The organism is Empedobacter sp. EJD.6dd (genome assembly GCF_057369435.1).
This window is the reverse complement of sequence record NZ_CM170667.1, coordinates 2180827-2204093: the sequence shown is the minus strand read 5'-3', so window position 1 is coordinate 2204093 and position 23267 is coordinate 2180827. Positions and strand designations below refer to the sequence as shown.

The window sequence follows — 23267 nt, the reverse complement described above, 5'->3', positions numbered from 1 at the left end:
ACTCATGGGATATATAGGGATTTTATTATTTTTTGGAATTATTATTCTTTTTTTGTTCGTTTTCACAGTAAAGCAACAAACGGCTGTTGTGATTGAACGTTTTGGCAAGTTTCATAGCATTCGTAATCCTGGATTACAATTCAAAATTCCGATTGTGGATAGAATAGCAGGAAAAATGTCTATTAAAATTCAACAATTAGATGTAGTTGTCGAAACCAAAACGAAAGATGATGTATTTGTTCGCTTAAAAGTTTCGGTGCAATATCAAGTTATTAAGGCTCAGGTTTATGATGCTTTCTACAAATTAGACAATCCTTATACGCAAATAACTTCTTTCGTTTTTGATGTTGTTCGAGCTGAGGTTCCTAAACTTCGTTTAGATGATGTTTTCGAGAAGAAAGATGATATTGCGGTTGCAGTAAAAAGTGAATTACAAGAAGCAATGAATTCGTATGGATATGAAATCGTTAAGACATTAGTTACAGATATTGATCCTGACGAACAAGTAAAGCATGCGATGAATCGTATTAATGCTGCCGAACGTGAAAAATTGGCTGCGCAATACGAAGGTGATGCTGCACGTATTTTGATTGTAGAAAAAGCAAGAGCCGAAGCAGAGTCAAAGCGTTTGCAAGGACAAGGTATTGCTGATCAACGTCGCGAAATAGCAAAAGGTTTATTAGAATCTGTTGATGTGTTAAATGGAGCGGGAATTACGTCGCAAGAAGCTTCAGCATTAATTGTCGTAACGCAACATTATGATACATTGCAAGCAATTGGAGAAAAATCTGGAAGCAAATTAGTTCTTTTACCAAATTCACCAACGGCAGCATCGGAAATGTTAAATACAATGGTCACTTCGTTTACAGCGGCGCATGAACTAAACGAGCATCAAATAACAAAAGAAGATAATCCAACACAACGAAAAAATAAACCAAATCAAGGCGATTCGTTTACTTTTCCAGAGAATGTTTAGCATTAGCGGTTAATGAGTAAAATATTTGATAGCAAAGTATTAGTATTTGTTTTCTTATTAATTGTTATCTATTTGTACTTTTTTAAAAGTGATTTTACAAATGGACAAAAACAGACTGAGTTAGATTATTGTGTAAATATTATTTCTAATAAAAATTATAAAGATGACAGAGTAAAATCTGCATCTTTTACTATTATTGGAAATAATCCTGAAACAAATACAATAGATACTTTTAATGATGGTAGATGGTTTTCTAATGTGTGTGATTCAATTGAAAAAGGAGATACAGTTTTTAAAATGAAAGGAAAAGATTATTTTTTAATTAAAAAGAAGGATTATATTTTAAAAGTTAATTCAGAAAAAAATGAACAAGGAAAGTTTATAGAAGTTTTAACGAGATAATTTTCAAATGTAAAAGCCACTTCATCGAAGTAGCTTTTTGATTTCTAAAATTTAAGTTAGCCACTATTCTTTACAAAAATCTAAAAGAAAGTTTCTTACACGAAAATTTTTTATATCGCCTAATTCATTAAATTTATCACAAGCCGTTTTTTTATTACCAACAGCAAGGTGGGAGATCGCAATATATTTAAGAACTGTACTTATATAAAGACTTTCTTTATTTTCTTTTTTGATTACTTTATCAAAGTTTTCAGATAATTCTACTATTTTAGGAAAATTATTGTTTTTATAATACTCCTCAATTTTTTCACCAAGGCTTCTTACATTAGAATTGAGAAAGAAATTGACGTTAACATTATCTAATATAATTCGATTTTTAATAATTAACTTGCGATCAGTATTATTTTTTAGAAAAAATTCAGCCAATTGTAACTGATTCTTATACGCTTGATCAAATTTTGGAGAAATAGAATTGATAATCTTTATATCCTCAATTTTATGATTAAGATTTAATACAAATTCAGCTTCAAAAATCCGTTTATCATTTTTTGGAACAACATTTTTTAATCCTCTATTTATAAAAATCTCCAAAGGAATATCTTGGTTAAAATCATAACTGTTTAATCCATTATCCAATATATAATCTTCGTTAGATGATGTAGGTTGGCTAAACTCAGAAAATCGTTTCAATAAATCCTCTACTTTTAGAAAATAATGCTTCAAATTACTCCCTTCTATATTTGTTACTAAATAATCACCTTCAAAAGTATAGTTTGTTATTTGTAAAGGATAAATAATTTGATTTTTTTGGAATTCAACAGGAAAATTTTTAAAATTATTAATTTTAAATTCATTTGGTTTAATATCGTAAATTAAGGATTGAGCATAATCTAGATGATTAATTTCTAAAAACTTTTGATCATTATATAAAGTTCTTACCAATACCCATTTTCCTATAAGATTTGTTTCTTGACTATTAACATTTACATTGAAAAGCAATAATAGTAAGCACGATAAATATTTTAACATAAAAGTATATAAACCATAAAGTTAATTAGTATAAATTAATATCGAAAATTATTTTATCGCAAAAATTAAAAGCCACTTCATCGAAGTGGCTTTCTAATATCTCAATACTTATATCTAAAATCTAAGTCTATCCAACTTGAACACCGTTTGGCGTTTCTTCTTCTGGATTAACAAACGTTAATTTTCCGTCTGCTTTATCAGCGAATAATAACATTCCGTTCGATTCGATTCCACGAATTTTACGAGGTGCTAAATTTGCTAAAACCATTGCTTGCTTTCCTACAATTTCTTCTAAGTTAAAATGTTCTGCAATACCAGAAACAATTGTACGAACATCCATTCCTGTATCAACTTTTAGTTCGAATAATTTATCAGCTTTTTCTACTTTTTTCGCTTCTAAAATAGTTCCGATACGGATATCCATTTTTTGGAAATCATCAAAAGAAATCAATTCTTTTTGAGGTTCTGCATTTGGGTTTGTCATATTATTTTTGACTTTACTTTCGTTTAGTTTATTGATTTGTGCTTCGATTGCTTCGTCCTCAATTTTCGCAAAAATTAATTCAGATTGACCTAATTGATGTCCTGTTTGTACAAATTCGTCAGTCGATTCTAAATCTTCCCACGTTGTTTTTTCTAAGTTCATCATCGTTAACATTTTTTGCGAAGCAAACGGAATAAAAGGTTCTCCTAATTGTGCCAATGCAGCAGAAATTTGTGTTGCAGTGTACATAATTCCTTTTACAGCTTCTGGATCATCACCTTTTTTCCAAGGTTCTTGCGCTTGTAAAAACTGATTTCCAAGACGAGCCAAATTCATATATTCTGTTAAAGCAGCACGGAATTCATACTTTTCTAAATGATCTCCGATACGTTTTGCAAAATATTTTATTTCAGTTAATTCTTCAAATTCAATTGTTTTTTCAGGAACAATTCCTTCGTAATATTTGTGAGATAAAACCATTACGCGGTTGATAAAGTTTCCTAAAATTCCAACTAATTCTGAGTTGTTTTTTGTCTGAAAATCTTTCCAAGTAAAGTTATTATCCTTGTTTTCTGGCATATTAGCTGTTAACACATAACGCAAAGTATCTTGTTGACCAGGGAAATCTTCTAAATATTCGTGTGCCCAAACAGCCCAATTGCGAGAAGTTGAGATTTTATCATCTTCTAAATTCAAGAATTCGTTTGCCGGAACATTATCTGGCATAATGTAGTCGCCATGCGCTTTCATCATTGTTGGGAAAATGATACAGTGGAAAACAATATTGTCTTTTCCGATGAAATGAACCAATTTCGTTTCTTCGTTTTGCCAATAATCTTTCCAGTTTTTTCCGTTTTGTTCTGCCCATTCTTGTGTAAAAGAAATGTAACCAATAGGTGCGTCGAACCAAACATACATTACTTTTCCTTCAGCACCTTCTACTGGAACAGGAACTCCCCAGTTTAAATCACGCGTCATTGCACGAGGTTTTAAACCATCATCTAACCATGATTTCACTTGACCATAAACACTCGATTTCCAGTCATTTTTGTGACCTTCTAAAATCCATTTTGATAAGAAATCTTGGTATTGATCTAATGGTAAATACCAGTTCTTCGTTTCTTTTTTGATTGGTGTATTTCCAGATAAAGCAGAACGAGGATTGATTAATTCTTCTGGACTTAATGTTGATCCACATTTTTCACATTGATCTCCGTAAGCATCTGTATTACCACATTTAGGACATTCTCCACGAATGTATCTATCCGCTAAAAATTCGTGTGCATCTTCGTCATAATATTGTTCTGTAACTTCTTCTGTAAACTTGTTGTTATCATACAATGTTTTGAAAAAATCTTGAGAAACTTCTTTGTGTTTAGCTGAAGTTGTACGAGAATAAATATCGAATGTTATACCAAAATTTTCTAATGTATTTTTAATGTTTTCGTGGTAACGATCAACAATATCTTGTGGCGTAACACCTTCTTTTTTTGCACGAATAGTAATTGGAATACCATGTTCGTCAGAACCTCCGATAAAGGCAACATCTTTCCCTTTTCTTCTTAAGAAACGTGCATAAATATCAGAAGGAACATACACACCTGCCATATGACCAATGTGCAAAGGACCGTTAGCGTATGGTAACGCCGCTGTAATTGTATATCTTTTTGGATGACTCATCTGCTTATAATCTATAAGCTACAAAGATACGATTTGTAGTTTGTTTTGTTAAAACCTTTTTCTAATTTTATAAGATGATTCAATTGAATGAGGAATGTTTATTAGAAAAGAGGAAGAAAGAGATTACGAACATGTTTTCAAGTTAATAGAAAAGGCTTTTGAAAATGAAGAATATAGTGATCATCGTGAACAATTTTTAGTTGAAAGATTAAGAAATTCTGAAAACTTTGTTCCAGATTTATCTTTAGTTTTTGTAATGAATGAACTTGTTGTAGGTTATATTTTATTGACAAAGATTAAGATTATTAATTCTAACTCTTCTTATGATTCTTTAGCGCTTGCACCAGTTGTAGTCTTGCCAAATTATCAAGGAAATGGAATTGGTGGTCATTTAATAGAATTTGCACATCAAAAAGCAAGGGAATTAGGTTTTGAATCTGTTATTTTGTTAGGACATCCAACTTATTATCCTAAATTTGGTTACTTAAAAGCCTCTGAATTTGATATTCAATTACCTTTCGATGTTCCAGATGAGAATTGTATGGCGATTGAGTTGATTCCTGATGCCTTGAAAAATGTAAAAGGAATAGTTGAATACCCGAAAGAGTTTTACCAATAAAAATAGTTCTATGGAAGATCAAGTGGTCACAACACCAGAAGATGTAGTAGCAGATACGATTACTAATATATTTACATATGCCAATTATTTTTTGGTAGCTGCACTTGTTGTGTTATTAACTTATATGACAATTAAAGATTTTAAGAAGAAGCAACGAGAAAAAAAGTTAGCACAAGAACGCGAAGCTTATAATAATCAATTTGATAATGAGAATGAAAATATCGATTAAATAAAATAAAAAAAACCATTTGCATCGCAAATGGTTTTTTTTTATGATTAATTATTCATTTGAATTTTCATTTTCTTCTTTCTGATCATAATTATCGTTAGAAGTTGTAATTCCATCTCCACCTTCGATAATTGGACCTGGGTCATATATTTGATCATATTGATGGAAACCGTAGGTATTTGAACAATCCCAATGCTTCTCGATATCCTTTGGTTTCTCGAATTTATCACTAGCTGTTACTCCAAATTTTCCACCTTCTTTGTATACACCTTGCATGTAATAAGCCCATATTGGAAGAGCAGTATTAGCTCCTTGTCCAGTGGCTGTACTCGCAAAGTGAGCGAATCGGTCTTCTGCACCAACCCAAACTCCAGTAACTAAATTTGGCGTTAATCCCATAAACCAACCATCAGAGTTCTCATTTGTTGTTCCAGTTTTACCTGCAATTTCTGCGGTCATTCCGTAACGATTTCTTAATCTTGCACCAGAACCTCTATCTACAACACCTTTCATTAAATCAATCATCGTATAAGCAACATTTTCATTGACAACTTCTCGAGTTTGAGGAGTATAATCTTTGATAACTTTACCTTGTTTATCTTCGATTCTTAGAATTAATTGCGGTTTGATATAAATTCCTCCATTTGCAAAAGCACTCATCGCACCTACCATTTCATATAATGATAAATCTGTTGAACCTAAAGCAATAGTATAATCATTAATAATAGGAGATTCAACACCTAAATCGCGTGTCATTTGGATAACAGGTTCTGTACCTGTTTGCATAATCAAACGAGCAGCAACAATATTGGTAGAATAAGCCAAAGCTGTTCTTAAATCTTGAGATCCACCATATTTTCCATTTGCATTACGAGGAGACCAATTTCCTGGAATTCTTTCGTTAGAAATCGTATGACAAGGCGTTAATCCTAATTGATTAATTGCAGTTGCATAAACAAATGGTTTGAAAGTAGAACCAACCTGACGACGCGCTTGTTTTACGTGATCAAATTTGAAATAATTCCAATCAATACCACCAACCCAAGCTTTGATCGTTCCATCTTTAGGATCCATCGACATCAAACCAGCTTGTAAAATATGTTTGTGATATTCGATAGAATCCATTAATGTTTTACCTTTTTTGTATTGAATGCCGTTCCATGTAAAGAACTGTACAGAATCTCGTGGAGTTGTGAAAACAGTTTCAATTTCTGCTTCAGATTTTCCTTCTGCTTTCATCTTCTTGTACAAATCTGTACGTTGCATAGCTTGCTTAAAAATTCTTAATCTTTTATCTGCAGAAACATTATAAAATGGTGCTAAACTACGTCCTCGTTGTTCTCCAAAAAACTGATCTTGTAAAACTTTTAATTGTTTTTTTACAGCATCTTCTGCTAAAGCTTGCATTCTAGAATCTAATGTAACATAGATTTTAAGACCATCTTTTTCAAGATTATATGATTTACCAGTTTCTTTTTCGTAATCAACCATCCATTGTTGAATTTCCTTTCTCAACGCAGATTTGAAATATGCTGAATGCGATTCATCATGCTTCATGATATCTTGTTTATCCGTAACCAAAGGAGCAGCTTTTGCAGCCTCACCTTCAGCTTGAGAAATTTTGTTGTATTTCATCATTTGGTCCAATACAAGATTTCTCTTTTCTTTCGAAACTTCAGGATATTTTACAGGATTGTATGCTACAGGATTTTGAAACATTGAAACTAAAGTTGCAGCTTCATCTAAATTTAATTCTTTTGTTGTTTTGTTGAAATAAACTTTAGAAGCCGATTCAATTCCTTTCGCACCGTAGATAAAGTCGAATTTATTGAAATACATTGCAATAATTTCTTCTTTCGTGTATAACTTTTCTAATTGAACAGATGTTACCCATTCTTTTAATTTTTGTAAAACACGTTTTACTTTGTTAGAAGAAGGATCTTTTGTGTACAATTGTTTTGCCAACTGTTGAGTAATCGTAGAACCACCTCCAGAGTCTCCTCCAGAAGTAATAGCACGTGCAGCAGCTTTTACGTCAACACCCGAGTGATCAAAGAAACGAACATCCTCTTTAGCCAATAAAGCATCAACCAAATGTGGAGGTAAGTCTTTGTAATCTACAGGAGTTCTACGTTCTGCTTCGAAACGGTCTAATAAAACGCCATCAGAAGAAATAATTTCTGATGAGACATAAATATCAGGATTTTCTAAATCACGTACATTTGGAATTTCACCTAACCATCCGTTAGATGTCGCCCAAAATATTCCGAAAACTCCTATTACTGCGGCAAAAAATAGTACCCAAATGGTTACGATTATTTTTTTTGCCAATGAAAAGCTATTGAACTTCTTTTTTGCTTTAGAAGTTGTGCTTGTTTTAGAATTTTTATTGTTTTCCATTCTGTATTATTCAGCTTTATCAACAATCAAACTAATGTCTTCGATTCCTTTCAAATTCTTTGTTCGCATACCTTGCCAAACTTTTAGTTGATAGCGACCAGAGTCTTTTATTGGTAAATTTTCACGATAAACCAGCATCATTTCTTTTGTTGTCATTCCTTTACCAATCCAACTTCCGTCAGGATTTGCGATGTAATACTGTAACGTATCAATCATTTCATTTCCTTTAGGATCGATGAATTTCGTGAACAAATATAAGTTACTATATTCATACGACGTATTATTTCTTAACACAAATCCAATGTTTACAGCCGAAGGTTTAGGATCTTTAACATCAAACGTAAAGGTTTGAGGTTGATTACTCTTCCATTGGTCTTTCACATCTTTTGTGTCTTGATAATAATGTTTTGCCTCACAGCTAAACAAGAAAAAGACTAAAATAAAAAGCAAACTACTGTTGCGTATCATCTGGTTTTGGCCCACGATTAAATCTTTTTTTATTTCGATTTTTCGATTTATTTGGATTCGGTTGAGAATTATTTGTTTGATTCTCATCCTTTGTTTTCTGTTTTTGCTCAGCATTTTGATTGTTTTGCTGAGGTTGTTTTTTTGGTTGTTGAGTTGACTGATTAGCCTGATTTGTTTGATTATTTTGTTGGCTATTATTGCTCGGATTATTCGGTTTTCGTTTTTGTTGATTACGATTGCGATTATTTCCTTGCGGCTTTTGCTGATCAGTACTTGGCTGAGCTTGTTGCTCATTAGCCTGAGTTGGCTGTTGCTTCTCTTTTGGCTGATTTTGTTGTTGATTCTGATTAGGATTCGAATTTTTATTCGGTCTATTTTGATTATTCTTTTTAGACTGATTAGGATTCTTACCTTGTTTATTTTCAGGACGATTTGTTTTATCTTTCGCTTCATTAGGCTGTTTTTGTTTTGCCTTCTGAGGTTTTAGATTATTCGCATTTGCAGCAACTTTTTCGTTTCCAGAATTTTGATTATTCTTAATTCTTTTACGTTTTTTGTTTTGTTTCTCTTTGCGTTCAAAACGTTCTAATGAATCTTCTCCAATTACATCAGAAAAATCTGGTTTAGATTCTTCTACATTTTTAGCTAAATCTTCTAAAGGTTCAGTTTTTTGACCTTTTTCTGTTATTGCTAAAAATTCTTGAATATCTTCTACAGAAAATTTATACCAAACAATTCCTCCTTTATCATAAGCGAACCACATTTCTTTTTTGAAAACGTCGATTTTAACACAATGTGCCCAACCTTTTTCTGTTTCGAAACGACTTTCCATTGAAGGAAAACTATTCAATGCATCTAAATATGAATCTAATTCAAAATTCAAACAACATTTTAATTTACCACATTGTCCAGCTAACTTTTGCGAGTTAATTGATAATTGTTGATAACGTGCAGCAGCAGTACTCACAGAGCGAAAATCTGTTAACCATGTTGAACAACATAATTCGCGACCACAAGATCCAATTCCACCAACTTTTGCAGCTTCTTGACGATAACCGATTTGTTTCATCTCAATTCTTACGCCAAATTTACCTGCGTATTCTTTGATTAATTGACGAAAATCGACACGTCCTTCTGCTGTATAATAAAATGTTACTTTCGCTCCATCTCCTTGGTACTCAACATCACAAATTTTCATTTCCAAATTAAGGTTTTTAGCCATAATTCGAGAATCAACCATTGTTTGTTTTTCTCTATCACGAAACTCTACCCAAGTTTCGATATCTTTTTGGTTTGCTTTGCGATAAACCTTTTTGACATCTTCCGCAGTCCACGAAAGATTCTTCTTTTTCATTTGGATTCTAACAAGCTCACCCGTAAGTGTAACAACCCCGATATCATGACCGGGCGTTCCTTCAACAGCGATTACATCGCCAATATTTAGAGATATGTTGTTTTCGTTTTTATAATAAAACTTTCGATCGTTTTTGAAACGAACTTCCACAAAATTGAACTTTTCTTGTCCATTTGGAAGTTGCATATTCGATAACCAATCAAAAACTGATAATTTTCCGCAACCATCAGTGCCACAAGCACCATTATTGTTACATCCTTTCGGAAGGCCATTAGAAGTTCCACAAGATCCACATCCCATGCTTCTATATTTTTTTAAAATGACAACACAAAGGTATGAAAATATTTTTCTGAATTTGTGAAATCATTTTGGTTAAGTTTTTGACTTTAAATAGAATCGAAAACTTCTGAAAATGAATAGGTTTGATCTAATCTAACACCTTTTTCTGTCATTTTTAATGTTGCTAATTCGTTCACATGATCGTGTTCAAAAAACAAAATGTACTCATTTTCGATTGCTTTTTGTAAAAACGATGCTTTTTCATCAATTGTTATTAAAGGTCGTGTATCAAACCCAATTACATAAATCAAAGGAATATGACCTACGGTCGGGATTAAATCTGCGATATAAACTATTTTCTTGCCTTTATATGTAATAATTGGCAACATTTGTTTTTCGGTATGTCCGTCAACAAATAATATATCAAAACCAAGTGGAGAATTTTCTAAAATTGGTCCATTTTGAGGTAAATCAATCAAATTAAGTTGTCCACTTTCTTGTAGAGGTAAAATATTTTCTTTCAGGAAAGATGCTTTTTCGCGTGGATTTGGATTTACTGCCCAATCCCAATGATTGGCATTTGTCCAAAATTTTGCGTTTTTGAATGAAGCTTCTAAATAATCTTTCTCTTTATTGTACTGAATTGCTCCTCCACAATGATCAAAATGTAAATGTGTTAAAAAAACATCTGTAATATCATTTCGATGAAAACCATGTTTGGCTAAAGAATTATCTAAAGTAGCATCGCCCCATAAATAGTAAAAACCAAAGAATTTAGCATCTTGTTTTGTTCCAATTCCTGTATCAATCAAAATTAATCTTTCGCCATCTTCGATTAATAGACATCTCATCGCAAGATCGATTAAATTTCTATCATCAGCAGGATTCGTCTTATTCCAAATAGATTTCGGAACAATTCCAAACATTGCACCTCCGTCTAATTTAAAATTTCCTGTTTCTATCGTATATAATTTCATTTTGTAGTTTTTAATGAAAGATAAATGTAATCTATCGAGAAGATAAAATAAGAATATTCTTTAAAATAAATAGCTAATATAGAACGGAACAGCTTAAATTTGCAAAAATTTTGAATCAATGGCAAAAGAAGTTCGCGTAAGATTTGCGCCAAGTCCTACAGGTGCTTTGCACATCGGAGGAGTTCGTACAGCGTTATACAATTATCTTTTCGCAAAACATCATAACGGAAAGTTTTTATTAAGAATAGAAGATACAGACCAAACACGTTATGTGGAAGGTGCTGAACAATATATTATCGATTCGTTGAAATGGTTAGGTTTAAATCCTGACGAAGGAGTAGGATTTGGAGGAGATTTAGGTCCTTATCGCCAATCAGAACGTAAAGAAATCTACAAAGAATATGTAGACGAATTGTTGTCGAACGGAAAAGCTTATTACGCTTTTGACACAGCTGAAGAATTAGAAGCAGCTCGTGCAAAGGCTGAAGAAAATAAAGAAACATTTATCTATAATTGGTCGACAAGAGGAAAGTTGAAGAACTCTTTATCGTTGACAGAAGCTGAAACGAATGAATTAATTGCAAATGGAACACCTTATGTTGTTCGTTTCAAGATTGATGATGCGCGCATAGTTTTGTTGGATGATATGATTCGTGGAAAAATCACGATTGATGCATCAACTTTAGATGATAAAGTTTTGTTCAAATCTGACGGAATGCCAACGTACCATTTAGCCAATATTGTGGACGATCATTTGATGGGAATTTCTCACGTAATTCGTGGAGAAGAATGGTTACCATCAATGGCTTTGCACGAATTATTGTATGATGCATTTGGTTGGGAAGCACCTCGTTTCGCACATTTACCATTAATCTTAAAACCAGAAGGAAAAGGAAAATTAAGTAAACGTGATGGAGACAAACACGGATTTCCAGTTTTCCCAATGGAATGGAAAACAGAAGAAGGAATTGCAAAAGGATACAAACAAGAAGGTTATTTCCCAGATGCAGTGCTTAATATGTTAGCTTTATTGGGTTGGAATCCTGGTACTGAACAAGAGATTTTTACAATGGAAGAATTGATTCAATTATTCTCATTAGAAAAAGTTTCGAAATCAGGTGCTCGTTTTTCTCCAGAAAAAGCAACTTGGTTCAATCATCAATATTTACAATTAAAATCGGTTGAAGAATTGTTACCATCTTTTGAGGAAGTTTTGAAAGAAAATGGAATCGAAGCAAATTCTTCTTTAGATGCTAAAGTGATTGAATTATTAAAAGAAAGAGCAAATTTCGTTAAAGATATTTTCGAACAAGGTAAATTCTTTTATATAGCTCCATCTTCTTACGATGAAAAAGCAGCTAAAAAAGCATGGAAAGAAGATTCAAAAGATATTTTGAATAAATTTATTGAAGTTCTAAATACTTCAGATTTTGATGCTGAAACCCTTCATGATGTAATGGCTAATTTTGTAACCACTCAAGAAATTGGATTTGGAAAAATCGGAATGCCTTTACGTCTTAGTTTAGTTGGTGCGTTACAAGGACCAGATGTTCCTGTAATTATGTCAATTTTAGGTAAAGACGAAACAATTGCTCGCATTAATAACGCGATATCAGTTTTAGGATAAAATTTATTTTCTAAAAATAAGAAAGCCATTTGCTTAGCAAATGGCTTTTCTGTTATAAATTGATTTTGACTTCATCTAATTGATTAAGTTCATCTTGATTGAAAAGTCTGTAATTGACTTTGAATGTTCTGCCAAGAGGAACTTCTAAAGAAAAACCTCCAGCTCCGATAGCTTCAATAACATCTAATTCGAAATGAGCATGTTTCCAATATTCGAATAAATCTTTATCAATCCAAAATTCAACTCCATCAATTTCTCCAATGCAAACATCTTTGTAACGAAGGTAAAATTCTCCTTTTCTGAAACATTGTGGTTGCGTTCCTTCACAACAACCTCCTGCTTGATAAAGCATTAAATCGCCATGTTTAGCTTTTAATTCATTCAATAAATCAATTGCTTTTTCTGTAGCATCAACACGTTTCATTTTTTGAGATTTTGATTAATTATTGATTTAGAAGAAACCTAATTTCTTTTTGCTGTAAGAAACTAACATATTTTTAGTTTGGCGATAATGATCTAACATCATTTTGTGATTTTCGCGTCCAATACCAGATTGTTTATAACCTCCGAAAGGCGCTCCAGCAGGATAACTATGGTATTGATTAACCCAAACACGACCAGCCTGAATAGCACGAGGAACTTGATACAATTGATGTGCATCACGCGTCCAAACACCTGCACCCAATCCGTAAATTGTATCATTTGCGATTTCAATTGCTTCAGCTTCGTCTTTGAAAGTTGTAACAGCCAAAACAGGACCAAAAATTTCTTCCTGAAAAATTCGCATTTTGTTATTTCCTTTAAACAAAGTAGGTTTAATATAATAACCTGTTTCGCATTCACCTTGTAAATGATTTGCATCTCCACCAGTTAATACTTCTGCACCTTCTTCTTTTCCTAATTTTATGTATCCTAATATCTTATCGTACTGAATTTGCGAAGCTTGAGCACCAATCATTGTTTCTGGATCAAGAGGATTTCCTGCTTTGATTGCATTAACACGTTCTACAACTCGTGCAATAAATTTTTCATAAATAGATTCTTGAATTAATAGACGAGAAGGGCACGTACAAATTTCTCCTTGATTAAGCGCAAACAAAACTGCTCCTTCAATTGCTTTATCTAAGAAGTCATCATCATGATCCATCACCGATTCGAAGAATACATTTGGTGATTTTCCTCCTAATTCTAATGTTACTGGAATAATATTTTCTGTAGCATACTGCATTACAAAACGACCTGTTGCAGTAGATCCTGTAAATGCTGCTTTAGATACTTTTGGATTTGTAACTAATGCACGACCTAATTCGCCACCAAAACCATTCACAATATTTAAGACACCAGGAGGCAATAAATCTCCTATTAATTCTGTTAAATATAAAATCGAAATAGGCGTAGATTCTGCAGGTTTTAATACGACACAATTTCCTGCGGCTAATGCTGGAGCTAATTTCCAAACAGCCATTAAAATAGGAAAGTTCCATGGAATAATTTGTGCAACAACACCAATTGGCTCATGAACAATGATAGATACGGTATCTTTATCTAACTCGTTCAAAGAACCTTCTTCTGCACGAATAACAGAAGCAAAATATCTGAAATGATCGATAGCTAAAGGAATATCAGCATTCAATGTTTCTCGAACAGGTTTTCCATTATCGTAAGTTTCTACAGCAGCAATATTTTGTAAATTTTGCTCCATTCGATCTGCAATTTTGTTTAAAATTAAACTTCTTTCCGTTGCAGATGTTTGGCTCCACGTTTTAAACGCTTCGTAAGCAGCATCAACAGCTAAAGTTAAATCTTCTTCTGTTGAATGTGCAGCTTTTGTAAATACTTTACCTGTTAAAGGTGTTACAACATCAAAATATTTTCCTTGAGTTGGTGCTGTAAATTTTCCATTAATATAATTATCGTAATGCTCTTTAAAAGCAGGAACGTTTACTAAATTTTCCATATTTGTTTCTTTTTTAATGATTTACTTTTTCTAATTTAGAAATTAAATTTGAGGAAGTATGTTTAGAAAAAGTTAATTCTATTTGGTATAAAATTTGTACATTTGGCATCCGTCAATTATATATTGACAATTTACTTTATGGGGCTGACTGGTTTTGACAGCAGGGCCAATGGGTAAGTAAGCATGTAGTGATAGGTTGTGTACTCACTTTAATCAGGCACTTCAACTTTTTAACTGGCAACGAAGAGTACGCTTTAGCTGCATAATTCTGAATTTTAGTAAGAATACGCCACGTCTATACAAGGTATAGAAGCTGAATGTTCCTCAAAAGCCTTGACTTACGGCGTTTGATATAGGAACACGGGAAAGTAAGAATAGAAACCTTAGTGCATCGGATAGGTTTCGAGATTTTAGATGATAAGCGAATGACAGAGTGTTTGTTCTCAGGATTTCGTCGAAAATTAAGAATAAACTAAACATGTAGAAAGCTTATTTGTTGCCTGTTTGGACGCGGGTTCGAATCCCGCCAGCTCCACAAAGACGAATTTTAGAAGTTTTTAAAAATTACAAAAACCCGCTTAAATAGGCGGGTTTTGTTGTTTCAAGACCTCAACTAAAAACAAATAAAAGCAACTAAAACTAAATTTACCGTCCCTTTTACCGTCCCCTTTTTTAAAATTGATTATATTTGTTATAACCGATATAACAAATTACAATTATGGCAAAATCTACATTTGTTTTAAAAGAGCCAAACGCAAAAACTGAAACACCTATTTATGTTGTTTTTCGTTGGGAAGATAATAGTTTAAAAATTTCGACTAAACAAAAACTAAATCCCGAATATTGGAATAAAGAAAAGCAAAGAGTAAAAGACACGATAAATGTTCGTGATTCTAAAAAGATTAATGATGAATTATCAACTATTGAGAACTGTCTACAATTAATCTTTGGGAAGTTTATTGAAAAATATAATCGTAAGCCTTTAAAGGAAGAAATAAAGAATTTATTTGATTTAGAATATTTTCAACAAAACCCGCAGTTTAAGAAAACAGTTCAAAAAACGATTACAGATTATTTTGATGATTATGTAGAAACAATAAAGTCGAATACAGCAAATAGCACTGTTCAAAAATATAAACAAGCAAAAAACAATTTTGAAGATTTTCAGAAATTGAAAAGACGTGTTTATAATACTGAAATGATAGACTTAAAATTTAGAAATGAATATGTTGATTTTTTGATTAATGTTAAACATTATGCACAAACAACTGTTTATAGAAAAATGAAGTCTCTAAAAACCATATTAAATTTTATAGATGAGCAAGGAATTACCGTAAATCCATTTTTACATAACAGTAGATTTTTAACTAAAGATGTTGAGGTTGATAATATTGCGCTAAGTGATAAAGAACTTTTAGAACTTGAATCATTAGATTTAACCACGAATAAAAGATTAGAACAGGTTAGAGATTTATTTTTGATAGCTTGTTATACAGGTCAACGGTTTTCAGATTTGAATAAGGTTGATAAAAATAATATTATAGATGATGAATATATTTCTATTCGTCAACAAAAAACTAAAGAAGCAATTACACTTCCGTTACTTAATTCAATTAGAAAGGTTTTAGAAAAATATAACTATAAGCTACCTAAGATTTCAAATGCAAAATTTAATGATTACATAAAAGAAGTTGCCGAAAAATGCGATACTTTGCAAAAACCTTTTAATTCTGAAAATGATACACCACGTTACAAAATGGTTAGTAGTCATACTGCAAGAAGAACATTTGTAACACTTAATTATAGCAAAGGAATTGATTTAGATACATTGAAAATAGGAACAGGACACAAACAAACTAAAACCTTGCAAACGTATATTAAAATGAATGATAAACAAAAAGCTGATTTATTGCGTTCAAAATTAGAACCTAACGAAAAACCACAAAAAGGAAAAGTTATCAATATTAATAAAGCAATTAACGAATAAGATTATGGAAAATAAATATGACTACTTAGATAAATTAAAACATCATCTTAACCAGCTTAGAAACTTACAAAGTGATAAAGTCGCAAATGCGTTCGATATTGAGTACACGTATGAAAGTAACAAAATCGAGGGCAATACATTGACGTTACAAGAAACAGCCTTAGTTATTGAAAAAGGTTTAACAATTGGTGGTAAGTCTTTGAATGAGCATTTAGAGGCGGTTAATCATCAACACGCAATAGAATATATCAAAGACCTTGCAAAACAAAATGAAACAATTACGGAAAGGGACTTATTGCAAATACATTATTTAATTCTGCAAGGAATAAACAACGAACAAGCGGGAAAGTATAGAAATTTACAAGTTTTGATTTCGGGAGCAAAGCACGTTCCACCTCAACCATTTTTAGTTGCTAAAGAAATGGAAAGTTTATTTTTGTGGTACAATGAGAACAAAGGTAAATTACACCCTGTTGTATTAAGTGCCGAAATGCACGAACGATTAGTAACTATACACCCATTTATAGACGGAAACGGACGTACTGCAAGATTATTAATGAACTTAATACTTTTACAAAATGGTTTTCCTATTGCAATTTTAAAAGGCGATACAGATAGTAGATTAAAATATTATTCTGCTTTAGAAATGGCACAAGTAGAGCATAATAAAAAGCCTTTTATTAATCTTATTGTTGAAAATGTAGAAGAAACTATGAAACGTATTATTAAAACCGTTGAGGGTTAGTATAAGCGTGTTTATTTATGGAAAATAGATTAGTTAAATTCTATAATGATTTTGAATTAAAATTATTCTTAATTGATGAACTTGTAGAACTTGAATCATTCAGACAATTAGATTTTGAAATTGAAAATTTATTAGACTTTGTTTCAAGTAATATCAAACAAATATTATTATCTGATATAGACAGAAAGCAAGTAAAATATTTAGTAAATCAATTAATTAAAGATTTAGATTTTTATGTAGATGAAAATGAAGAATTTTTAAATGAGAATAGTTTACAAGAATCTAATTTTTTGATGATTTTTGAAAATAACAAAGAAACTATTTACAATGATTTAGAAAATGATTTTTCTTTTTTACCTCATCAATCATTACAGACATACATAATTTTTAGTTTTCTTAATGAAAGCAATTTCTACAAAAGTTTAGATAATTTCTTTTCTCAAAATGAGATTAATGAATTCTTACAAGTTTCATTTATTAGAAAAATTAATACTTTTTTAGAATTAATTAGCTCAACTATTTATGATGAGGTTTTTCAAGTTTTAGAAGAAAATAATTCGGAAAAGTTAGAAAACGTAAAATCTGAAATTCAAATAAAAGAATTTAGAAAAGATGTTTTTCGTAATTCTGATATTAATGATTTATTCAATTACTTGATTGAAAACTACTACAATTTAAATAAAGGTAAGTATTCTCAAATTTTCCGTTACATAGATAGTTTAAACGGTTTTATATGTAGTCAATCCTATTATATTAAGTTTATCAAAGAAACTTATGATGTTAGTATTTCCAAAATTTTAGATGAAAATTATAATGATAATCTACTATTGAAAGAAAGACATCAAGAGTTTGATAAATTGAATTGAAATGATTCGGAAATACTTCGGAACAATTTGAGAAATCAACTAAACTCAACTTTGTATCAAACAAAAAGAAAAGGTTATGATACAAGAAACTATATTAATTTCACTTCCTCTAAATCAATTAGAAACTTTAATTAATAATTCAATTGCTAAAGCATTAAAAGAGTATTCCGATTTTCAAAATCAATCAGAAAAAAAAGGTCAAGAATACTTAACAAGGAAACAAGTCGCAAACAAACTTCATTTGTCTTTGGGTACTTTAGATGTTTACGTAAAAAAAGGTTTGATAAACTCCTATAAAATAGGTCATAGAGTTTTATTTAAATCTGATGAGATAAATGAATCATTATTTGAAAAGATTCAGAATCAGAAATTCAAAATAAAATAAAAAAGGAACTGTATGAAGCACAATTCCTTTAACCGATACAATAAATCTATAATAGATTTTAAGTTTACCAAATATAAATAAAATGGTTGATTTTCTGAAATTAATATCTAATTGTAAAGATATTATTGATAAGATTTTAAACCGTAATGATTTAGAGAAAATTGAACAAAAAATAAATATTATTGATGTTTTCGAAATCAAGAAATATAATTTAAGATTTGAATTTAGAAAAGCTTGGGAAAATAATCTACATATCGGATATAGTTCGGTTGAAATAAGATTAAAACCTCATTATATTTTTAATAATCATTTACATAACGCTAACGATTTTAGTCCGTCAGATTGTATTTGTGTAATTAGTGAAGTTTTTTCATTTTTATCTATTGAACAAAATGAATTCAAAGAATTTTATGTAATTAATATTGAGATAGGTTTAAATATGATTCTTAATAGAAATGTAGAGAGTTTTATGAATGGAGTAATTTATTATAAAAAATCGCCTTTCAAAATCAATAAAAATATTAACTCTAAAATATCAGATAGCTCTGAAAGAAAACAAATAAAAATTTATGCAAAAGGTTTACAGTTTCAAGATTTGAAAGAAATCAATAATAATACGATTCGTTATGAAATAAAGAGTAAAAAATCGAATTACATAAAAAAAGCATTAGCAATAGAAAGCTTATATGATTTGACATTAACTAAAACATATTCTAACGTGTTTACAGAGTTAATAAAGGAATTAAAATATATTTTGATAATAGATGTCAATCCAACTCTGAAAGGTCAAGGAAAAGAAAATCGTAATTATTTAACTAAAACCTCAAAAGTTAATTATTGGAAAGGATTGACAGATGAAACATATAAAAGCCAATTTGATTATGAACGAAAAAAGTACAACAGAATTACGTCAATAAAAGATGATTTTGACACATTGGTTGTAAAGACTTTGATGAGGTTATACGATTCCGAATTTTTACCAAAGGATTATGCTTTAAATAATTTTGTCAAAACATAGTAATAGAAAGGTTTTAAGATGAGTTTTATTAATATTAAAATCCGAGTTTTTACAATCACGTAAGTGTTAAACTGTAAAAATTCGGATTATTTATTTTAAACACTAAAGAGGTTAAACAAATCTGTCATTATTTTTTATAAATATTTAAACAATGACAATCTGTTCACGCATACGTAAAATAATACGTCAAGACCAAATAGAGGGTGGAATGGAGAGTATTTACAATTCAAGTATTACGCAACGATTAAACGGATTGGCAGACAAACAAGAAATTGAAACGAAAATTGAACAGTCTTTGTTCCCCGAAATTGATTATTCAAATTTGAGTATAGAAACTTTAAGAGATATAAAAAATAATTCAAAATATAAATCTGAATGAAACAAATTGAATTAAATCGTAGAGTTTTCCGACTCGTAAAAAAGGGGATGAATAAAAAGATTTTTAATTACTAATTGATATAAATATGTTTTTATAAAACTATTGTTAATACCGCTTATCATTTGATATACATATTTTTTATTAAGAATAATTATGAGATATTTCTATAAAAAAAGACAAAAGTTATTAACATAACTGTTGATATTAGCATACTTCTTGATATATTTGTACCATATTACGACATTAAGTGAACAAAAATTTAGCATTTGAGTTTTTATTATATAAACTTCTATTGTCTTATAAAGAAAGAAAAAAGGCAAATGATTTAAGTTTATTAAAAGCTATCAAATTATTGTTTTTTATATCTACTAGCCAAACTGAGCAAGGAGATCCTTTAAACATTTTTGATAATTATGTTGCTATGCCTTACGGTCATGTAGAAATTGATATTTATAACGCTATAAAATCTGATGATTTGAGATTCTTCTCGCTGAATAATAAAATGACTCTTTTTAAGCAAGAAACAATTAATAGAAATGATTTCTCAGAATTAAATAATAATACTCAAATTTTACTTGAATCTTCATTAAATAGGCTTTTATCAATAAATCCTAACATAATTAATTTTGGCGCATTTGATTTAGTGAATTTGAGTCATGAATGGTATTCATGGGATTATTATTTTAATACAGTTAAGTCAAAATATTCTTCAATAATTTCAATTCCTACTGATGTTATCAGAGAGGAAGAGAAAAAATATTTTCTTTAAGAAATATTAATATGTTTGACTCCTATTTTGATAAAATTAATTCTGATTTAAAGGATTTTTTAAATTATTCTTATCATAAAGAAAAATTAAAGTCTAAAGAAGATTTCATTAAAGAAAATGAAAGTTTAGATCTTCAAGTAGATACGGAAGAATTAGAATCTTCTAATGAAACACTTCAAGTAAATACGGAAGAATTAGAATCTTCTAATGAAACACTTCAAGTAAATACGGAAGAATTAGAATCTTCTAATGAAACACTTCAAGCAAATACGGAAGAATTAGAATCTTCTAATGAAACACTTCAAGCAAATACGGAAGAATTAGAATCTTCTAATGAAACACTTCAAGCAAATACGGAAGAATTAGAATCTTCTAATGAAACACTTCAAGCAAATACGGAAGAATTAGAATCTTCTAATGAAATACTTCAAGCAAATACGGAAGAATTAGAATCTTCTAATGAAATACTTCAAGTAAATACGGAAGAATTAGAATCTTCTAATGAAATACTTCAAGCAAATACGGAAGAATTAGAATCTTCTAATGAAACACTTCAAGCAAATACGGAAGAATTAGAATCTTCTAATGAAACACTTCAAGCTAAAGTAAAAGTTAAAAGTGAGGATGATTATCAAAAATATTTAGATGATTATCAAAAGAAATTAGTTAAATCAGAAACTTTTATCACTAAGAAACTAAAAAATGTAATTTCATTATTTTATATTTCAATTTTATCAGGTGAGTTTATTAGTGAGAATGATTTTGAATCTAAATTAAAATCAATTCAGGAATTAATAGATGATTCAAGTATTGAAAAATTAACAGAAGATGTAGAATCAGATGTTTTGACAAAAATAATTGATTTCAAAAACTCTATTGATTATTTAATTGATATATATAAATCTTTTTATTTTAAAATTAAATCAGAATTCTCTAATGAAAATAAATTTGATTTAATTTATATAGATTATCAAAATATACCATCAAAGAATCATAATAATCCTGATATAAATGATTTATTTAAAATTTTAAAATTATTAATAGAAATTACTTATTCAGATGTTTCTTTAAAATCAACATATAAACAATTAGTTTCCCTATTAGATTTAAAAAGTAGATTAAGTGTTTTTAAAGAAGATAAATATCCAATTATTAAAGTAATTAATTTAAAATTAGATTTTTTAATAGAGAAATGGATAAAAAGAAGACAATATATTCAAAAGAAAAAAGCACTAAAAGTAACTATCAATGGCGATTTAAAAGAATTAGAATCATATAAAAGTAATCCTAATCAATATGAATTAATATTTAAAAAATGGTTAAATAAAATTGAGTATCATTATGAGTTGAGTGAAGATTGTAGTGATGGTATTAAAAATAGTGTTAAGGATATTGATTTACAAAATTTAACTTCATTTTTTGATTTACATTCTCTAACTAAATTTTTCAAAGATGTTAAGAAGAAAAGTGATAAATTAAGTGAATTAATAAATAATTCTTCTAATAAATTAAAGTTATCTGATAATTTTTATAATAATTATGTAAAAGGAATTAATTCGAATTATTTAATAAATAATTACTTTTCAAGTTATTGTGATTTTGAAAAAGGCGTTGAAAAACTACTTGAAAAGTATGAAGATATAAAAAGTGATTTAGTATTATATATTGATAATTATTTTCTGGAATTTAAATTATTAGAAACTATTTTTAATATTTTACTCAAAGAATTAGATAGTAAAAGAAAATTAGATATAGGATATTATAAAAATTTAGTAGACAGATTAGAGCCAATTTTAGATATATATTATAGTAAAAAAGAATGGGCTAAAACGAAGAATAATTTTATTTATGGACTATCTTTTGAAGAATCTAAAATTGATGTAAAGTTGTTTAAAATTGATTATTTAGATGAAGTTTTCTTTTTTTCTAGTTTTGTTCTTCCTATAGATTATGATAGTTTAGATTATCAATATTCTCAGGTTCGTCAAAAGTTTAGAAATATTAAAAATATAGTAGATGTACTTAATACTTTAAATGATGATCTGGAAAGTGTTAAAACATTAAAGGCTGATTTTAATACTAAAATATCTAATCTTAATCAAGATTTAGAAAAAAAAGATTTTAAATCTATTGAGATTATAGGTTTGTTTACTGCAATTATCACTTTTATTTTATCGTCTATACCAGCCTTTAAATTTATAGAAAATGTTCAAGGTGCTATATTATTTATGGTAGCTTTAGGTGGTGGGTTATCAATGTTTATAATTGCAATTTTTTATTTTACGAACAATTCATTAAAAAATGGAAAAAATAACGATACGAATGCAAATAATAAAATAAATGTAGGGATTACTATTCTAGTAATTACTACATTACTTTCTTCTTTTATGTTAATTAAGTGTAAAGATCCTATTGATACAATTATTGATAGGCAATATAAAAATCAAAAAGAGAAATTAATTATAGACAGTATAAGGAATGGCTTTATTAAAGATTCATATTTACAAATAAATAAAAAAGATTCGTTATCTGAACCAAAAATAACTAAAGACTCTATTAAAACAATTAATAATAAAGTTACAAAAAAGTAAAAACCGTCCCCTTTACCGTCTTCTTTTCAAATATATTCAATATAAA

Annotated in this window: 21 protein-coding genes and 1 other RNA gene; 14 read left to right on the top strand and 8 right to left on the bottom strand. The window is 29.6% G+C overall.

What is annotated here, in order from left to right:
- The first annotated feature begins 4 nt into the window (after positions 1-4).
- Together AC2I98_RS10455 and AC2I98_RS10450 are read left to right on the top strand one after the other, a co-directional pair.
- Complete coding sequence (locus AC2I98_RS10455) at positions 5-976, top strand: SPFH domain-containing protein (protein ID WP_486411628.1); 972 nt, start codon at positions 5-7, stop codon at positions 974-976.
- Between the two features lie 12 nt (positions 977-988).
- On the top strand, positions 989-1378 hold the full coding sequence (locus AC2I98_RS10450) for a hypothetical protein (protein WP_486411627.1): 390 nt from the start codon (positions 989-991) through the stop codon (positions 1376-1378).
- Positions 1379-1441: 63 nt separating this feature from the next.
- On the opposite strand, the gene AC2I98_RS10445 is transcribed toward AC2I98_RS10450, so the two are convergent.
- Positions 1442-2407: a hypothetical protein gene (locus tag AC2I98_RS10445; RefSeq protein WP_486411626.1), complete on the bottom strand. Its 966-nt coding sequence runs from the start codon at positions 2405-2407 to the stop codon at positions 1442-1444.
- Between the two features lie 127 nt (positions 2408-2534).
- Positions 2535-4571, bottom strand: coding sequence for a methionine--tRNA ligase (metG, locus tag AC2I98_RS10440; protein WP_486411625.1), 2037 nt, complete (start codon positions 4569-4571; stop codon positions 2535-2537).
- 94 nt (positions 4572-4665) lie between these two features.
- Here metG and AC2I98_RS10435 point away from each other — a divergent pair, with 94 nt between their 5' ends.
- Both AC2I98_RS10435 and AC2I98_RS10430 read left to right on the top strand, forming a co-directional pair.
- Positions 4666-5190 carry a GNAT family N-acetyltransferase gene (locus AC2I98_RS10435; RefSeq protein WP_486411624.1) on the top strand — a complete coding sequence of 175 codons (525 nt, stop codon included), beginning with the start codon at positions 4666-4668 and terminating at the stop codon, positions 5188-5190.
- A 10-nt stretch (positions 5191-5200) separates the two neighbouring features.
- Positions 5201-5419 (top strand): hypothetical protein, encoded by a 219-nt coding sequence (locus AC2I98_RS10430; RefSeq protein ID WP_486411623.1) that lies wholly within the window; start codon positions 5201-5203, stop codon positions 5417-5419.
- A 51-nt stretch (positions 5420-5470) separates the two neighbouring features.
- Here the strand turns inward: AC2I98_RS10430 and AC2I98_RS10425 are convergent, their stop codons facing one another.
- The 4 genes from AC2I98_RS10425 to AC2I98_RS10410 form a co-directional block, all read right to left on the bottom strand.
- Entirely contained in the window at positions 5471-7819 is a 2349-nt protein-coding gene (locus AC2I98_RS10425) for a penicillin-binding protein 1A (RefSeq protein ID WP_486411622.1), read from the bottom strand.
- Between the two features lie 6 nt (positions 7820-7825).
- Positions 7826-8287 carry a gliding motility lipoprotein GldH gene (locus AC2I98_RS10420; protein WP_486411621.1) on the bottom strand — a complete coding sequence of 154 codons (462 nt, stop codon included), beginning with the start codon at positions 8285-8287 and terminating at the stop codon, positions 7826-7828.
- The gene (locus tag AC2I98_RS10415; protein ID WP_486411620.1) at positions 8271-9941 is read right to left on the bottom strand and encodes a PSP1 domain-containing protein; all 1671 of its coding nucleotides are present in this window, start codon (positions 9939-9941) and stop codon (positions 8271-8273) included. The genes AC2I98_RS10420 and AC2I98_RS10415 overlap by 17 nt, the downstream gene beginning before the upstream one ends.
- Positions 9942-10027: 86 nt before the next feature.
- Positions 10028-10897, bottom strand: coding sequence for an MBL fold metallo-hydrolase (locus AC2I98_RS10410; RefSeq protein ID WP_486411619.1), 870 nt, complete (start codon positions 10895-10897; stop codon positions 10028-10030).
- Between the two features lie 118 nt (positions 10898-11015).
- On the opposite strand from AC2I98_RS10410, the gene gltX reads away from it, so the two are divergent.
- On the top strand, positions 11016-12524 hold the full coding sequence (gltX, locus tag AC2I98_RS10405; protein WP_486411618.1) for a glutamate--tRNA ligase: 1509 nt from the start codon (positions 11016-11018) through the stop codon (positions 12522-12524).
- Between the two features lie 52 nt (positions 12525-12576).
- Here the strand turns inward: gltX and AC2I98_RS10400 are convergent, their stop codons facing one another.
- Together AC2I98_RS10400 and AC2I98_RS10395 are read right to left on the bottom strand one after the other, a co-directional pair.
- A complete protein-coding gene (locus tag AC2I98_RS10400; RefSeq protein ID WP_486411617.1) occupies positions 12577-12948 on the bottom strand; it encodes a DUF779 domain-containing protein in 372 nt (123 codons plus the stop codon).
- 27 nt (positions 12949-12975) lie between these two features.
- On the bottom strand, positions 12976-14481 hold the full coding sequence (locus AC2I98_RS10395; protein WP_486411616.1) for an aldehyde dehydrogenase family protein: 1506 nt from the start codon (positions 14479-14481) through the stop codon (positions 12976-12978).
- A gap of 140 nt (positions 14482-14621) precedes the next feature.
- Between AC2I98_RS10395 and ssrA the strand changes: the two genes are divergently transcribed.
- The 9 genes from ssrA (at position 14622) to AC2I98_RS10350 (ending at position 23221) form a co-directional block, all read left to right on the top strand.
- Positions 14622-15019: a transfer-messenger RNA gene (ssrA, locus tag AC2I98_RS10390) on the top strand.
- 180 nt (positions 15020-15199) lie between these two features.
- Positions 15200-16468: a tyrosine-type recombinase/integrase gene (locus tag AC2I98_RS10385; RefSeq protein ID WP_486411615.1), complete on the top strand. Its 1269-nt coding sequence runs from the start codon at positions 15200-15202 to the stop codon at positions 16466-16468.
- Between the two features lie 4 nt (positions 16469-16472).
- On the top strand, positions 16473-17213 hold the full coding sequence (locus tag AC2I98_RS10380; protein WP_486411614.1) for a Fic family protein: 741 nt from the start codon (positions 16473-16475) through the stop codon (positions 17211-17213).
- 17 nt (positions 17214-17230) lie between these two features.
- The gene (locus AC2I98_RS10375; RefSeq protein WP_486411613.1) at positions 17231-18079 is read left to right on the top strand and encodes a hypothetical protein; all 849 of its coding nucleotides are present in this window, start codon (positions 17231-17233) and stop codon (positions 18077-18079) included.
- Positions 18080-18155: 76 nt separating this feature from the next.
- Positions 18156-18464, top strand: coding sequence for a helix-turn-helix domain-containing protein (locus AC2I98_RS10370; protein WP_486411612.1), 309 nt, complete (start codon positions 18156-18158; stop codon positions 18462-18464).
- Between the two features lie 82 nt (positions 18465-18546).
- Positions 18547-19482, top strand: a complete 936-nt coding sequence (locus AC2I98_RS10365) for a hypothetical protein (protein WP_486411611.1) — start codon at positions 18547-18549, stop codon at positions 19480-19482.
- Positions 19483-19690: 208 nt separating this feature from the next.
- A complete protein-coding gene (locus tag AC2I98_RS10360; RefSeq protein ID WP_486411610.1) occupies positions 19691-19861 on the top strand; it encodes a hypothetical protein in 171 nt (56 codons plus the stop codon).
- 292 nt (positions 19862-20153) lie between these two features.
- Positions 20154-20630, top strand: a complete 477-nt coding sequence (locus tag AC2I98_RS10355; protein ID WP_486411609.1) for a type II toxin-antitoxin system antitoxin SocA domain-containing protein — start codon at positions 20154-20156, stop codon at positions 20628-20630.
- An 11-nt stretch (positions 20631-20641) separates the two neighbouring features.
- On the top strand, positions 20642-23221 hold the full coding sequence (locus AC2I98_RS10350) for a hypothetical protein (protein WP_486411608.1): 2580 nt from the start codon (positions 20642-20644) through the stop codon (positions 23219-23221).
- Positions 23222-23267: the final 46 nt, after the last annotated feature.